Annotated in this window: 9 protein-coding genes; 3 read left to right on the top strand and 6 right to left on the bottom strand. The window is 64.7% G+C overall.

From position 1 onward, the window contains the following. The first annotated feature begins 153 nt into the window (after nucleotides 1-153). Nucleotides 154-3,288 (top strand): autotransporter outer membrane beta-barrel domain-containing protein, encoded by a 3,135-nt coding sequence (locus BJ6T_RS04840; protein WP_014491169.1) that lies wholly within the window; start codon nucleotides 154-156, stop codon nucleotides 3,286-3,288. 197 nt (nucleotides 3,289-3,485) lie between these two features. Here the strand turns inward: BJ6T_RS04840 and BJ6T_RS04845 are convergent, their stop codons facing one another. From BJ6T_RS04845 to BJ6T_RS04865, 5 genes are all read right to left on the bottom strand, one after another. Beyond that, nucleotides 3,486-4,316, bottom strand: a complete 831-nt coding sequence (locus tag BJ6T_RS04845) for an MlaD family protein (protein ID WP_014491170.1) — start codon at nucleotides 4,314-4,316, stop codon at nucleotides 3,486-3,488. Nucleotides 4,317-4,460: 144 nt separating this feature from the next. Next, nucleotides 4,461-6,680, bottom strand: a complete 2,220-nt coding sequence (locus tag BJ6T_RS04850) for an acetate--CoA ligase family protein (RefSeq protein WP_014491171.1) — start codon at nucleotides 6,678-6,680, stop codon at nucleotides 4,461-4,463. Between the two features lie 215 nt (nucleotides 6,681-6,895). Beyond that, nucleotides 6,896-7,888 (bottom strand): glycosyltransferase family 2 protein, encoded by a 993-nt coding sequence (locus BJ6T_RS04855; RefSeq protein WP_014491172.1) that lies wholly within the window; start codon nucleotides 7,886-7,888, stop codon nucleotides 6,896-6,898. Between the two features lie 152 nt (nucleotides 7,889-8,040). Next, on the bottom strand, nucleotides 8,041-8,610 hold the full coding sequence (locus BJ6T_RS04860) for a class GN sortase (RefSeq protein WP_028169956.1): 570 nt from the start codon (nucleotides 8,608-8,610) through the stop codon (nucleotides 8,041-8,043). 209 nt (nucleotides 8,611-8,819) lie between these two features. Then, nucleotides 8,820-11,084, bottom strand: a complete 2,265-nt coding sequence (locus BJ6T_RS04865; protein ID WP_014491174.1) for a marine proteobacterial sortase target protein — start codon at nucleotides 11,082-11,084, stop codon at nucleotides 8,820-8,822. Nucleotides 11,085-11,270: 186 nt separating this feature from the next. On the opposite strand from BJ6T_RS04865, the gene BJ6T_RS04870 reads away from it, so the two are divergent. Together BJ6T_RS04870 and BJ6T_RS04875 are read left to right on the top strand one after the other, a co-directional pair. Further along, on the top strand, nucleotides 11,271-12,041 hold the full coding sequence (locus BJ6T_RS04870; protein WP_014491175.1) for a helix-turn-helix transcriptional regulator: 771 nt from the start codon (nucleotides 11,271-11,273) through the stop codon (nucleotides 12,039-12,041). A 48-nt stretch (nucleotides 12,042-12,089) separates the two neighbouring features. Continuing rightward, complete coding sequence (locus BJ6T_RS04875) at nucleotides 12,090-13,580, top strand: glycosyltransferase family 2 protein (RefSeq protein ID WP_014491176.1); 1,491 nt, start codon at nucleotides 12,090-12,092, stop codon at nucleotides 13,578-13,580. Here the strand turns inward: BJ6T_RS04875 and BJ6T_RS04880 are convergent. Continuing rightward, nucleotides 13,577-14,797 carry an ABC transporter substrate-binding protein gene (locus tag BJ6T_RS04880; protein WP_014491177.1) on the bottom strand — a complete coding sequence of 407 codons (1,221 nt, stop codon included), beginning with the start codon at nucleotides 14,795-14,797 and terminating at the stop codon, nucleotides 13,577-13,579. The two genes, BJ6T_RS04875 and BJ6T_RS04880, sit on opposite strands and share 4 nt — an antisense overlap. Between the last annotated feature and the right edge of the window lie 78 nt (nucleotides 14,798-14,875).

A 14,875-nucleotide genomic window follows, 5' to 3' on the forward strand; every position in this document is an offset into this window, starting at 1 on the left:
TTTGGCCCCCGAAACCGTGGCGCGGTTGCAACATGACCGCGGGATTCTGCCTCGGTTGTGGGTCAAACGGACGCATTCGGGCGGCGCCTTGGTTCTACGGAGCCTCGTCATGGCCTAAGTTCCCGGCGGAACTGCCGGGAATGGGGGCGTGGCGTGAGGGGCAAGGGGCTATGGAGGCGGCAGGGTCGGCTGCGCCGATGCGGCGCTGCGTCGCTCGCCGGCGCATCGCTGGTCTTCGTTGGCCTCGGCCTTGGCGCGACGCCGGCCAACGCGGCTTGCGCGCCTGATCCGGCCACGAGCGGCCAAACCGTCACCTGTAGCGGCACCGACACGGACGGCTTTCAAGCCGGGGCCGGCGTCGACAGCCTCAATGTCAACGTGCTCTCGGGCGCGATCGTGAACGACAACGGCGCGCTCTCGATCGGCGTCAACGATTCCAACACCGTCACCAACAATGGGACGGTGTCGGCAGGCTCGGGCCTCACCGGCATTGCCGTCGGAAATTTCAACACCGTGATCAACAACAGCACCATCACGGTGCTCGACAACGGCCTCGGCATCCAGGCCATTGATCACAACGTCATCACCAATGCCGGAATGATCACGACGGGCGACAGCGGCGCCGCGATCTCGGTTGGCGACAACAACACCGTCACCAATAGCGGCGCTCTGTCGGTCGGTGCGTCGGGCGCGGGCATCTTCGCCGGCCAGAACAACACGATCACCAACGCCGCGACCGGCACGATCGCGGGCGGCGACGGTGCAAGCGGCATTTTTGCGTTCGGCAGTGCAACCATCACCAATGCCGGCGCGATCACCGTCGGCGATTCCGGCGGGTTCTCCGGCGGCATTCTGGCGATCAGCAACAACAACACGGTCACCAACACCGCCACCGGCACGATCACGGTCGGGCAGAATGCCGCCGGCGTCTTCCTGCAAGGCGACTTCCAGACCGTCAGCAATTTCGGCACGATCACGGCAGGCGATTTTGGCGTCGGCATCGCCGTGCTCGGTGACGATGCCAAGATCACCAATGCTGGCACGATCACGGCGGGCGATAGTGGAACGGCGGGTATTTCGCTGCAGGGCGACCGGGCCACGATTAGCCAAAGTGGCACGATCAATGTCGGCGTGGGCGGTGCGGGTATCGCCTATACCGGCTCGTTGACCACGATCACCAACAGCGGGCGGATTACGGGCGGCGATTTTGCCGAGGGCATCCTGGCGTTCGGTGATTCCAACACCGTCACCAACAGCGGCACGATCACGGTGGGTGCGGCCGGCCTCGGCATCGACGTGAGCTCGTTCAGTACGACGAACCAGGTCGTCAATACCGGCACCATCACCGTCGGCGCAGGCGGCATCGGCATCAGCGTGAGTGGCGGCGGCAACGTCTTCAACTCGGGAACCATCAACGCCGCGACCGGCAACGCCGCGATCGAGTTCTGCAGCTGCGGCCCGAACATGCTCACGCTCGGGCCCGGCAGCGTCATCAACGGCTTCGTGGTTGGTGCCGGCACCGACACCTTACAGCTCGGCGGCGCCGGCAAGGATACGTTCAATCTCGACCTGATCGGCACCGGTCTCCAGTACGACGGCTTCTCGACTTTCAACAAGGTCGACAGCTCGACCTGGACGGTCACCGGCACCGGCAATCAGGACTGGAACGTGCTCGGCGGCACGCTTCTCCTCGCCGGCACCATCAACGGTACTGTATCCGTCTCCGCGGGCGGCACGTTCGGCGGCGTCGGCACGGTCGGCAACACCGTCGTCAATGGCGGCACGCTGGCACCGGGCAATCCGACCGGGACGCTCACCGTGTCCGGCGACCTCTCGTTTACATCGGCGTCGAGCTACATGGTGCAGGTCTCGGGCGCCAGCAATGGCTTTACGGTCGTGACCGGCACGGCGACGCTTGGCGGCGCCACCGTCGTCGTCGTTCCGACCGGCTCGATTGCGAAGCACTACACGATCCTCAATGCGGCAACGCTGCCGGATGCGTTCAATCCCGTTGTCGCGGGTCTGTCGTCGAACCTGCACGCGACGCTCAACTACGATCCCAATAACGTGTTCCTGGATCTCGCCTTGGGCTATGGCAGCGGCCTCAATATCAACCAGCAGAACGTCGCCAACGTGCTGACGAATCACTTCAACAGCACCGGCAGCTTGCCTGTGGCGCTCGCCAACCTTTCGCCGGCCGGCCTGACGCAGGCTTCCGGCGAGTCGGCGACGGGTGCTCAACAGACGACCTTTGACGCGATGAACCTGTTCATCAACCTGTTGACCGACGTGTTCGGCTCGGGGCGCGGCAGCACGCCGGGTGCGACGCCCTATGCCGACGAGCCGGGCGTGAATGCCTATGCCGCGACCGGCAAGGGCGCGCGTGACAAGACCACGCGCGATGCCTTCCCCTGGATCTACCGCAAGGCACCGGCCGCAACCTTCGCGCAGCGCTGGGATGTGTGGGCGGCCGGCTATGGTGGCTCGCAAACCACCGACGGCAATGTCGCGCTCGGTTCGAACAACACCACCAGCAGCGTCTATGGCACCGCCGTCGGCCTCGACTATCGCTTCTCGCCGTCGACGATCGCCGGCTTTGCGCTTGCCGGCGGTGGGACCGGCTTCAACGTCAACGGGCTCGGCTGGGGCCGCTCCGACCTGTTCCAGGCCGGCGCCTTCGTTCGTCACACGGCAGGGCCTGCCTATATCACGGCCGCGCTGGCCTATGGCTGGCAGGACGTCACGACCAACCGCGTCGTCACGGCCGCGGGCGTCGATCAGCTGCGGGCGCAGTTCAACGCCAACGCGCTCTCGGGCCGTGTCGAGGGCGGTTACCGTTACGCTACGCAGTGGATCGGCCTCACGCCCTATGCGGCGCTCCAGGCCACCATGTTCAGCCTTCCGAACTATTCGGAGTTCGCGATGGTCGGCAACAGCACCTTCGCGCTCAACTATGCCGCCAAGGACGTGACCAGCACCCGCACCGAGCTCGGCCTGCGCGCCGACAAATCATTCGCCGCCGCCGGTGGCCTGATGACCCTGCGCGGCCGCGTCGCCTGGGCGCATGATTACAATCCGGACCGCAACGTCGGCGCGGTGTTCCAGACCCTGCCGGGATCGGCCTTCGTCGTGAACGGCGCAGCGCAGGCGCGCGATTCCGCGCTGACCACCGCGGCGGTGCAGATGAACTGGATGAACGGCTGGTCTGCGTCGGCGACCTTCGAGGGCGAGTTCTCGAACGTCACCCGCTCCTACGCCGGCAAGGGCGTCGTGCGCTACGCGTGGTAGGGGCGACCTGCAAGCCACGGCGAGACTGCCATCCTCCCCTGGAGGGGGAGGATCGGTTCGCATGGAGCAAAGCGCAATGCGAACCGAGGTGGGGTGACAGCCTATCCGCATTGCGCGCTGCCCGTGGGGAGAGATCACCCCGCCCCGCTCGCGCTGCGCGCGATCGACCCTTCCCCTCCAGGGGAGGGTAAGAGTCTCTACTGCTTCTTCTGCGCAGGCTTGCGCGGCGGGCGCGGGGCGGCGGCAGGCGTCGGCGTGCCAGCCATCTTGTTGGCGGCTTCGCTGACGTCGAGCAGCGAGCGGCGGATGTCCTCGACGTAAGCAGCCGACTTCTTCTTCATGGCATCGGCGAGCTCGTGCAGTCCCCTGATCTTCTCGAACAGCTCGTCGGCCTTGCCGTCGGAAAAGCCGGGGACCACGCCTTCGATCTTGGTGACGGCCTTGTCGAAGCCCGCGAAGGCGCTGTCGACCTTCGCCATGACGGAGTCGATTTCGCCGCCCTTGCTTCTGAGATCGGCGGTGTAGTTCTCGAACGTGCGCAGGCCGTCCTTGATCGCGGGGGCATTGCTGACGATCGTGCGATCGACGCTGTGCAGGGTGTCGACGATGGATTCGGCGTCGCTGAGATCGGCGGTCAGCACGGGGATGCCGTCCGTATCCAGCGGCACCGGCGGCGCGGAGGGCGCGCCGCCGATCAACGAGATCGCGGCAACGCCGGTGAGACCCTGGAACTCGATGCCCGCAACCGTGTCCTTGCGGATCGGCGCGGTGTTGTCGAGCATCACCAGCGCCACGATCTTGCGCGGATTATCCAGCTTGATCGACAGGATCTGGCCCGCGGGAACACCGTCGAAATTGACCGGCCCGCCGCGGCGCAGGCCGCTGGCGGAGCCGCCCTCGAACACCACGCGCAACTGGCTCCGGTTCTGGGCGGTGCGCCATTTCTGCACGCCGAGCACGCCGCCGAACGCCACGGCGATGACCGCCAGCGTCGCCGTTCCGATTACGAGGTTGCTCGCGCGTGCCATGCAGGGCGATTTTACGGCCAAAGCGGGATGGTTGGAAGGACGATGCTGCGGCCGCAATACTAGAGCGGGCGGGTTAACGACTTGTCCGCCGTAGCTCGAAGCGCGAAGGCGGAAGCGTAACCCGCCAATCCGCCTTACGCGACATCAATGCCCTGCCGCGCGTTTTGCCGCAGCATTGTTCAATACGATCAGCGCGTCGACGGCGACGCCCGTTTTGGTGTTGATCAGGAACGGATTGACGTCGATCGAGGCGATCCGGTCGCCGGCATCTGCGATCAAATTCGACAGGCCGACCAGCGCCTTCACCGCGGACGCCTCGTGCAAGGCCGGCTTGCCGCGATAGCCGCGCATCTTGATGCCGGCCTTGGTGCGGCCGATCAGGAGCCGGGCCTCGGCCTCGTCCAGCGGTGCGCCGGCGAGCGCGACGTCCTTCATCAGCTCGATGTCGATGCCGCCGGTGCCGAACAGCACGACCGGACCCATCTCGGCATCGAGCGAGGCGCCGACCACGAGCTCGAGATCGGCCTTGACCTGCTGCGCGATCAGGATGCCGTCGAGCTTCGGCTTGCCCTTCAGCTTCGCTACCCGCGCGGTGATGTCGGCGAAGGCCTTCTTTACCTCTGCCGCGCTGGCGAGGTTCAGCACCACGCCGCCGATGTCGGATTTGTGCAGGATCTCGGCGCTGACGACTTTTGCCACGACCGGGAAACCGATCTGCTTCGCGATCTTCGCGGCGTCCGCCGCCGTCTGCGCAATCGCTTCCTTCGAGATCGGGATGCCATAGGCCTTCAGCAGCTTCTTCGAGGCGACCTCGTCGAGCGCGGCACCGCTCGCCGATTTCAGCGCCTTCTCCAGAACGGCGCGGGCGGCAGGCTTCGAGCTCGAGACGATGTCGGGTACTTCCTTGCGCAGCTTCGCATAAGCGAGCAGCGAGTTGATCGCGGTCACTGCGCGGTCCATGCCCTGCATGACCGCGAGATGCGGCAGCGATTTGCGCAAGCCCTTGGTGAACTCGGTGAAGCCGATCGACATCGCGCTGATGTAGATCACCGGCTTCGACGCCCGGCTCGCCATCTCGTCGACGATATGCAAATTGCGTTCACGCAGTTCGTGCGGCGCCTTGGGCAGCTCGGCATCGATGATGACGATGTCGATATCGGGATCGTCGATCATCAGCTTGATCGACTTCATGTAGACGGAGGGATCGACCACCGCGGCGAAGCCGGCATCGAGCGGATTGCCGACGATCGAGCCGGGCCCGAGCATCTTCTCCAATTCGGAGCCGACGTGCGGGCTCAGCGGTGCAAAGTTCAGGCCTTCCGCATAGAAGGCGTCAAGCAGCATGCCGCGCTTGCCGCCTGATAGCGTGACCGCGGCGAGCCGGTCACCCCTGGGGACGGCCGAGTGAACGAAGCATTCGGTGGTCTCGATCAGCTCGTCGAGCCCGCCGACCCGGATGACTCCTTCGCGCGTTGCGATGGCGTCGAAGGTCTCGATCGATCCTGCGAGCGCACCCGTATGCGCCATCGCCGCCGCGCGGCCGCCCTCGGAAGAACCGAGCTTGAGTGCGATCACCGGCTTGCTTGAGGCGCGCGCGGCCTTGCAGGCGTCGCGAAACGCCTTGGTGTTGCGCACACCTTCGAGGTAGACCACGATGACCTTGATGCTCGGATCCTCGGCGAAATAGCGCATCAGGTCCGGTGTCTCGAGCCCGGCCTCGTTGCCGGTCGTCACCATGTAACCGACCCCGACGCCGCGATCCTCCAGCGCCTGCCGGATCGCCATCACGATGGCGCCGGATTGCCCGGCAATCGCCACCGCACCCTGTTCCATGGTGACGACACGGTCGTCGATATTGGTGAAGAGCTTTTCGCCCGCGCTCAAATTGCCGAGGCAGTTCGGGCCGGTGACGGCGAGCCCCGTTTCGCGTATCGCGGCTTGCAATTCGGCAGCGAGCTTCTGGCTCTCCTCATCCTGCAGCTCGCTGAAGCCCGAGGTGACGATGGTGGCCGAGCGCGCGCCGGCCGCGGCGGCGTCGCGGATCACCTGCACGGCAAAGCGCGCGGGCACCAGCACCAGCACGTGATCGGGCTTTTCCGGGAGGCTCGCAAAATCCTTGTAGCAGGGCACACCCCAGATCGTCTCGCGCTTGGCGTTGACCGGATAGAGCCCGCCCTCGTAGCCGTACTTGACGAGGTTGTTCCAGATGCGCTCGGCATAATTGCCGGGCTTGTCGGTCGCGCCCACCAGCACGATGTTGTGCGGGTGCAGCATGGCGTGGATGCCCTTGACGACGTCGCTGGCATCGGGCGCTGGAGTCCATGGACGCGGAGAAACGGACGCAGCAGGTACCTGGGCTTCCATGGCGCTTTACCTCTTGTTCTTGTTGCAGCGCCCTGACTTGCACCGGCGTCTGGCGGGACTGATCGTGAAGGCTCCATGCCGCGCGGCGGAATGGTGCGTGCTTCACGACAAGGCTAGCATCACCAGACTTTTGGCGAAAGTGCGAACGATCGGACGACGTGCCACGACTCCGTGACGCTCATTCATTCAAATCGTGATCATGCCTCTGCCGTCGTTCAGTAACGCAGCAGGCGCAGCTTGTAGGCGTAGTGATAGGCCAACTGCCTCGCGAGATAGGGAGCGATGGCGCGCCGGATCTGCATCTGCGTCGGATCGAAGCCGAGAACACGGCGCCGCAGGATGCCCATCTCCCTGACGCCGAGCGCGTAGGTCGAAGCCGTCTTCTGTGCATCGTGGATGCGGAAGCAGGCGAGAAATCGCGGCAGGCGCACGAACTTGCATTCCGCGGCTTGCGCCCGCAGGATGAAATCCCAGTCCATCGCGTAGTGGAAGCTCTCGTCGATCGGCCCGATCCTGTCCCACACGCGCTTGCGCCAGAACATCGTCTCCTGGGGGATGTAGTCGGCATACTGCAAAGCCTTGCCGTCATGGGGCGGCAGCACGGCGCGTCCGACCTCGAGCCCCTCGCGGTCGACGAAGACGCGATGGCCGTAGACGACGTCGACATTGGGATGCGACATGAAGTAGTCGGCGACATAGGCGAGCGCTCCAGGAAGCAGCATGTCATCACTGTTGAGATAGGCCATGATCTCGCAATCGGCACCGGCGAAGCCGAGATTGATGGCGTTCGACTGCCCCTTGTCCGGCTCGCTCGTCCAGCTGATGCCCTCGCCTCGGCTCTTCAAGAGATCGAGCGTGCCGTCGATCGAGGCGCCGTCCTGCACGTGATAGGTCAGCTTCGGATAGTTCTGGCTGACGATGCTCTCGATCGTGGCGTCGAGATATTGCGCATGATTGTAGCTCGGCGTGACCATCGTGATCCGCGGCGCATTCGCCGGGATCGCAGGCGCGGGCGGGAAGGCAGTCAGGTTGAGCAGGCGCGGCGGATATTGCTCGAAGGTCCACATCGGCGGGCGTCGCCAGAGGCTCCGCAGCGAGGATCGTCTCTGTCCGGCAGCAATGAGGTCCTGATTCCGTTCCAGGAGCGCCACACGATTTTCGAGTTGCTCCAGCCGCTGTTCGAGGCGCTGCCTGAACTCGTCGTCCATTACAGGTTGTCCTGAAGATTACGGCGTCAAAAGATCAATCCGCTGTTCTTACAGGTCTATGGGCGACGACGCCAGTTCAGCGGTTCCATCAAGCGCGGTGCCCGGCTGTTCGGCGCGGTCTCTACCGATCCTGGATGGCCGTTTGCGAACCGCTATTCACCTGTCTCGATCAAGGTGGCATGCAGGACGTAGCGCTCGGGTCCGGGTGTGACGGCGTCAAAGGGCCAGCAGGTTGTGAGCACCAGTTCGACATCTTGCGCCGCGGGATCGATGCCGGACTCATCGAAGCGAACCACAGCGGAGGAATCCGCTCGATAGCGAAAGTGCTTTCCGTCACGGCGTGTGACATCGATTACGTCGCCAATGGCGACATTCCGCAGGAAGCGGAAATGTGTATCGCGGTGCGCAGCATATACCGCAATGCCGCGCTCGCCGGCATCAGCCGTTCGGTGGATATGGCCGGGTCCGAAAGCGAGGGCCTGGCCGCTGGTACCTTCCAGCACAATCGCGCTGGCGCCGATCCGCTTCACCTCGATCCGTGCGACCGGCCAGGTGTCGGCCCATGACCATGGCTTGACCACACCGCCGGTCGTAACGCTCCTGTCGAACGCGCGCTCCAGCAGCACCTGGGCGAGCCATGCCTTGGCATGAATGTAGGCGCCGTCGCCGAACAGGACAGTACCGATCAAAGCCAAAACCAGAGGCGAGATGAGGCGGGGCATGGTCTCCACATTCGTCGTTGCGAGCCACCGGGTCCGCGCAAAGCGCGGCCCGATGACAGGCTCCGCGAAGCAATCCAGAGTCTTTCCGCGGAGGCAGTCTGGATTGCTTCGCTGCGCTCGCAATGACGGCTGATAAAAAGGCGCGCGCGGCCGTTGGTATGGGACGGGCAGCCGCGCGCGCTGACAGAGGAGTTCGGGGGGCTCCTCTCTCAAGCGGCGTCGGTGAGCAAGGGCCGACGCCGGTTGAACACGAACAGGATCAAGGCGAGGACGATCAGGATGAAGCCTGCGATCATCTTGAGCTCGGCCGAGGTCGCGGTCTTTGGCAGGCGGATCGCATCCGGCGCTGCGGGCGTCGGCCGCTTCGTCGCCGGCTGGTTGCGCGCATCTGCATGACGTTCGCGCAACTGTGTGGGCGTCAGATGCAGCCGCTCGCCAAAAACCTTCTCGAAATCCCAGCCGGCCGGCAGGTTGAGCGGCAGCTCGCTGAGCTTGAGCGGCGCGCCCTCGGGGCGGCTCGGCGTCTTGTCGACCGCGACGAGGCTGGTCAACCGCGTGACGATCTGGTGGTCGAGCGCCAGCGTCAGGATCGCCTTGTCGGAGTCTTCGGGCGTCATCTCACGCATGGTACGCGCCACCTCGGCGTCGCCGATCTTGCGCTTGGCCCAGAGTTTTGACAGGCCCTTGCCTTCGGCGGCGTTTTGCAGCGGCAGCGTCACCGACCACGGGCGGTCGCCGACGCGTCCCTTGATCTCGAGCGAGCCGGCGAGCTTGTCGAGCTTTGCCGCCAGCACCAGCGGCTCGTCGCGATAGACGTCGGGAATGATCGCCGGCGTGACGTCGGCTTTGGCTTCGGAGAATTTTGCACTGAGGCCGGTCACTGCCGGGTTCTCGAGCTTGGCGAACAGGCCGCGCATGCGCTCCTCGACCTGTTCGACGGAGCCGATATGGGTGAAGGCGCCGCGGCCGAGCTCGGCGGCGCGCGTCATCAGATAGGTGTTGGGCGCGGATCCGATGCCGACCATGAACACGCGCGAGCGGCCCCGCATCGCTGTGATCGTTTCGAACAATTGCTGCTCGTTGCCGACCGCACCATCGGTCAGGAACACCACCTGGCGCACCATGCTGGTGTCGCCAGCCTTGTCGGTCAGCGCCGCGCGCATCGCCGGCACCATCTCGGTGCCGCCGCGGGCCTGCAAGGCACTGACGAACGAAGTGGCTTCACCGACATGCGTGGCGTCGGCCGGCACGGAGGCCGGGAAGAGCACGTCCATGGTGTCGTCGAAGCGGATGACGTTGAAGCGGTCGTTGGGTTGAAGGCGGGATAGGGCGTAAGTCAGGCTGGCCTTGGCCTGAACGATCGACGTACCGCCCATCGAGCCCGAATTGTCGATGACGAACACCACCTCGCGCGGCAGCGGCTTTTGCGTCGTCTGCTCGGCACTGGGCGGGGTGACGAAGGCGAGCAAATAATCGGCATCGCCGACACGCTCGCGGAACAGGCCAACCGACGGTGCCTTGTCCGCGGCCGGTTTCCAGGTCAACTCGAAATCGCGGTCGGCGGCCACCGCGCCGTCAGCGAGCGTGACGATTCGCGTCGCATTGTCCGGGCTCTCGACCTTGACATTATGGTGGTGACTCCTGACCTCGCCGAGCGCGAAGCCTGCCTTCAGGCGCATCGTGATGCTGGTCGGATTGACTGGCGCGTTCCTTGCGGGATCCAGCACCGGCGGCGAGATACGGTCGCGATCCGGCACCGGCTCTGAATTGCTTGCGCCCCAGCCCGAGCCGTCCTTGCGGAAGTCGACGCTCTGCACGATCGGCGCCGGATTGTAGCGCGGCCCGACCACCAGCGGCAGCCGCAGCGAATATTCATTGCCGGATTGATGCACCGGCTCCTGGTATTCGATCTGCACCAGCACGGTTTCGCCGGGGCCGATATTGGCGACCGAATTGGTGAAGATGTTCGGCCGCTCCTGCTCGGTGAGCGCGGCCTTCTGGCCGGCGCGGCGTGCCTGCTCGTAGATCACGCGTGCCTGCTGCCGCTCCTTGATGTCGCCGATGATGACGCGGTCGCCGACCACCATCTTCAGCGTGTCGACGGCGCCGCCGGCGGGAAGCGGATAAACGTAGGTCGCCTCGACCCAGTCCTTGGTCGGATTGCGGAAGGCCTGGGTGACGCGGGCGCGCAGCGTCGGGCCTGACACCGTGATGTCGACGTCGATGCCGAGGCGGATCGCCTCCGTGTAGGCGCCGTCCTCCTTCAGGAGAAGGGTGCCGGATTTGGCATCGCCGGGCTGGAGCAGGCTGGCCTGCTCCGTCGTCGCCGACCATCCGGGCTCAAAACTCACGAGCAGGGCCACGAAGGCGACCAGCATCACCGCGATGCCCTGCACCAGAAGAAACAATCCGAGCTTGATCAGCCGGCCCAGCATGGGGTGCTCGTCGCCGTCGGCTGTGTCGTAGCTATCCATTTCGCCTGCTCCCGAAGGGTGTTTGCTGGCTCGGAGCATCCGTCGGGAGCGCCTGAATGCGCGAGCAGAATGATCGGCAATGTTCCGCCGCGGCCGGCCCGGCGGGCCGCGGCCGGGATGGCCATGTACGGTTTTGTGCTGGTTTGTCCGCCCTGCTAGACTGGCGTCCGTGGAGCAGGGTTGACGATGCAGACGCAGGATAAAGTCACCGACAGGCAGCTTTCGGACGAGCAGAGCCGCGAGATCGCGGAGACCATTCGCGAGGAGCTCGCCAGGCGCCGGATTTCCCGGCAGGCGTTGGCCGAGCAGGCCAAGCTCAGCCTCTCGACGCTGGAGAAGGTGCTCGGTGGCCGCCGGCCGTTCACGCTGGCAACGACCGTGCGGCTGGAGCAGGCGCTGGGCGTCTCCTTGCGCAAAAGCGCCGCCTTGGTGACGCCTCCGGCCGCAAACGATGTCGCGCCCGACAGCCTCGGCTCGTATGCGCATCGCGCGGTGACCTGGCTCGAGGACGTCTACATCACGCTGCGGCCGTCCTTCGGCGCCAAGGATGCGATCTTCGCCTATCGCACCGAGATCGTCTGGGAGCCGAAGGTGTCTTCGCTGGTGTTCCGCGAGGGCGAGCGGACCGATGCCGCCTATGAGCACACCGGCGAGGTTGCGGTGCCGCATCAGTCCGGCTTCATCTATCTCGTCATCATCAAGCACGGCCAGCATCGCGTGATCACGGTGTCGCGGCCGACGGTTGCCGGCGAGATGTACGGCATCATCTCGACGCTCCGCGCCGGACCCGGCTCGCAACTGACACCGATCGCGGCGCCGATCGCCTATGTGCCGCTCCGCAACGTCGCGAAGCCGTCGCTGGGACGGGTCGGCCCCGACGACGCCAACCACGCATTGTATGGAAAGCATCTGCGCCGCACGGTGGAAGAATCGTTCGCGTTGTTTCTGTCGGTATAGTCCGCGAGAAAGAGTCGGGAATGGCGTCGCGTGCGGCTATAAGGGAACATGCAGGACGTGCCCGCACCATACGGCGGTGAATCTCCGCTGTTCTCCATCATCATCCCGCTGGAACATCACCGCGGGCAGTGGGAGCTGTCCTGGCTCGGCTGGACGTCGCAGACCGCCGACAAATCGCTCTACGAAATCATCCTGGTGGTGCCGCCTGATTTCAAGGCCCTCAACGAGCTGAAGGCGCTGGCCGGCGGCAAAGCGCGCCTCGAATTCACCAATTCGAACCATGACATCGGGCTCTGCGCCTTCGGCGCCGCCAAGGCCCGCGGCAAATATCTGTTCTTCACAGAGTCGCATTGCCGGCCCGAGCCTGACGTGATGGAGGCCTGCATCCGCGCGATCGGCGCTCGTCCCGACTGGGCCGGGTTCTCCTGCCAGTCGGTGCCGATCTGCCATAACCGGCTGTCCGTGGCCGAGGCCGCCATGTACCAGGACGACATCGAGTTCGGCATGATGCAGCATCCCTGGCGCAAGGTGCTGGACCAGTGCTTCGTGACACGGCGCGACGTCTATTGGGAATGCGGCGGCCTGCGCGAGGAGCTCGGCCATTTCGCCGAATGGGTGCTCGCCGCCGCGTATCACGCGAGGGGCCATACGATCGGCTATCTCGAGGAGGCGCGCTTCCATCATTACTATATCGGCGAAATAGGCGAGCTGAAGACATTCACACTCGATTTCGTGCGGGGCGAGATCCGCTATCTCAGCGAGGCGCGCAACGATCCCGGCAGCGAGCTGCTCGACATTCCGATCGAATGGAGCAGCCGCGGCAATTTCAACGTCGCGCTGGCGCGCAGCGCTTTTGGTGCACGGATGCGCGCCGGCGGCGTGACCGGGGAAGGCCTGCAGGCGATCGGGCGTTGGGGCGCGATCGCACTGGCCGGCGACCGCCTTGCGCTTGGTCTTGCACGTTTGTCGGCAGGCTATGCGTGCTGCGGCCTGACCCTGCTCGCCATGAGCGGCTCTCGCGGCAGCATCGCGCGCGGGCTGAAGCGTTATATCGCCGCGCTGATCCACTATCAGCGCCTCTATTGTATCCGTGGCATTCGGGGGAGCCTCGGCGGAGCTGCGCAGAGTCTCGGCGATCAGATGGTCGCACAGGCCGGCTTCCATGCCTGGGAGGTCTGGCAGGGCCGCAGCTTCCGCTGGAGCGAGCCGGAAGCGGCCGTGCGGATCGAGGCGCCGCCGGGGCGCGCCATCATTCGCATCGCGTCGCCGGAGATTCGTGGGCCGCTGGATCGGATCGGCGTGCAATTCTATCTCGACGGCGTGCGCGTTGCGGATGCCGCGACCGCGATCGACGCGGGTGCCTTCGTTCTTCAGCTCGATCTGCCGCCATCGGGCGGGGCGATCCTGGCATGGGCATGTCCGCGCTTTGCGGCCATCGATGACCCGCGCCGGCTCGGCCTGCCGGTCGCGGGGATCGACGTCAGTGCAGGCGAGGACGTCAACTGCACGTCTCCGCCCGTTGCTGCGATGCGTGGCTAGCCGCCCGTTTCGGCGCTGATGATGTCGCCGAACAGCTCCCACTGGCCCTTCTTGAACCGCCACATCTTGAGCTGCTCGATCGGCGCGAAGTCGGTGGCCGAGGTGTTGATCTTGATCCCCGGGATCAGCGTATCGGGGACGAAATCCTTAAGGCTCGCGGCCTGCTTCATCACGTTCTCACGGGTCAGATTGTCGCCCGACTGCTTCAGCACCTGCACCATCGTCTGGGCTGCGGCATAGGCGTAGACCAGATTGGCGTCCGAGATGTTCGCGCCGGGCATGTACTTGTCGATGAAGGTCATGAACTTCTTCATGCCCTCGTCGTTCTTCCACTGCGGATCCGACGCATCCTTCAGATAACCGGCCGACAGCACGCCCTCGGATGCTTCGAGTCCGGCCGGCTTCATCACCGCGCCGATCGACACCGAGACGTCCGTCATCAGGTGCATCGGCTTCCACTCCAGCTCCGCGATCTTCTTGATGGCCTGGGCCGCGAATTTCGGGGTCGCGATGTTCACGAAGACATCGGCGCCGGTGCCCTTGAGCTTGACGATATGAGCGTCGATCGACGGCTCCGAGGTCTCGTAGCTCTCTTCGGCCACGATCAGCTTCGATGCCTTGTCGCCGAACACGTCCTTGATGCCGGCGAGGTAGTCCTTGCCGAAATCGTCGTTGGCATAGAAGATCGCGACCTTGGCGTCCGGCTTCTCCTTCAGAATGTATTTTGCGAAGATCTGCGCCTCGACCCGGTAGCTGGGCTGGAAGCCCATGGTCCAGGGGAAGTTCTTCGGGTCGTTCCATTTGCTGGCGCCGGTGGCGAGGAAGAGCTGCGGCACCTTCTTGGAATTGTGATACTTCTGCACGGCGGTCTGGGTCGGCGTGCCCAGCGCGTTGAAGACCAGGAAGACCTCGTCGCTCTCGATCAACTTGCGGATCTGCTCCACGGTCTTCGGCGGCGAGTAGCCGTCATCGTAGGAGATCCAGTTGATCTTGCGGCCGTTGATGCCGCCCTGGTCGTTGATCATCTTGAAATAGGCTTCCTCGGTCTTGCCGATGATGCCGTAGGCGGAGGCGGGACCGGAATAGGCCTCGACATTGCCGATCTTGATCTCGGTGTCGGTGACGCCGGTGTCGTACGCCTTCTGCGCATACGCGGACGGGGTCGCAAGCAGCGTCAACGCCGTTGCTGCGGCAAGCAGGGAGAGTTTCTTGTTCATGAAAATTCCTTGGGGTTTTCTTTGCGGTTTCTTCTGGGTTGGAGCAGGCACGTCAGAAACGAAGAAGCGCCCGCAAGG

The organism is Bradyrhizobium japonicum USDA 6, from assembly GCF_000284375.1.
Lineage (GTDB): Bacteria > Pseudomonadota > Alphaproteobacteria > Rhizobiales > Xanthobacteraceae > Bradyrhizobium > Bradyrhizobium japonicum.

Coding starts and splice junctions, on each gene's coding strand:
- BJ6T_RS04845 (WP_014491170.1), bottom strand. CDS start 4,316: ATGGCACGCGCGAGCAACCTCGTAATCGGAACGGCGACGCTGGCGGTC.
- BJ6T_RS04850 (WP_014491171.1), bottom strand. CDS start 6,680: ATGGAAGCCCAGGTACCTGCTGCGTCCGTTTCTCCGCGTCCATGGACT.
- BJ6T_RS04855 (WP_014491172.1), bottom strand. CDS start 7,888: ATGGACGACGAGTTCAGGCAGCGCCTCGAACAGCGGCTGGAGCAACTC.
- BJ6T_RS04860 (WP_028169956.1), bottom strand. CDS start 8,610: ATGCCCCGCCTCATCTCGCCTCTGGTTTTGGCTTTGATCGGTACTGTC.
- BJ6T_RS04865 (WP_014491174.1), bottom strand. CDS start 11,084: ATGGATAGCTACGACACAGCCGACGGCGACGAGCACCCCATGCTGGGC.
- BJ6T_RS04870 (WP_014491175.1), top strand. CDS start 11,271: ATGCAGACGCAGGATAAAGTCACCGACAGGCAGCTTTCGGACGAGCAG.
- BJ6T_RS04875 (WP_014491176.1), top strand. CDS start 12,090: ATGCAGGACGTGCCCGCACCATACGGCGGTGAATCTCCGCTGTTCTCC.
- BJ6T_RS04880 (WP_014491177.1), bottom strand. CDS start 14,797: ATGAACAAGAAACTCTCCCTGCTTGCCGCAGCAACGGCGTTGACGCTG.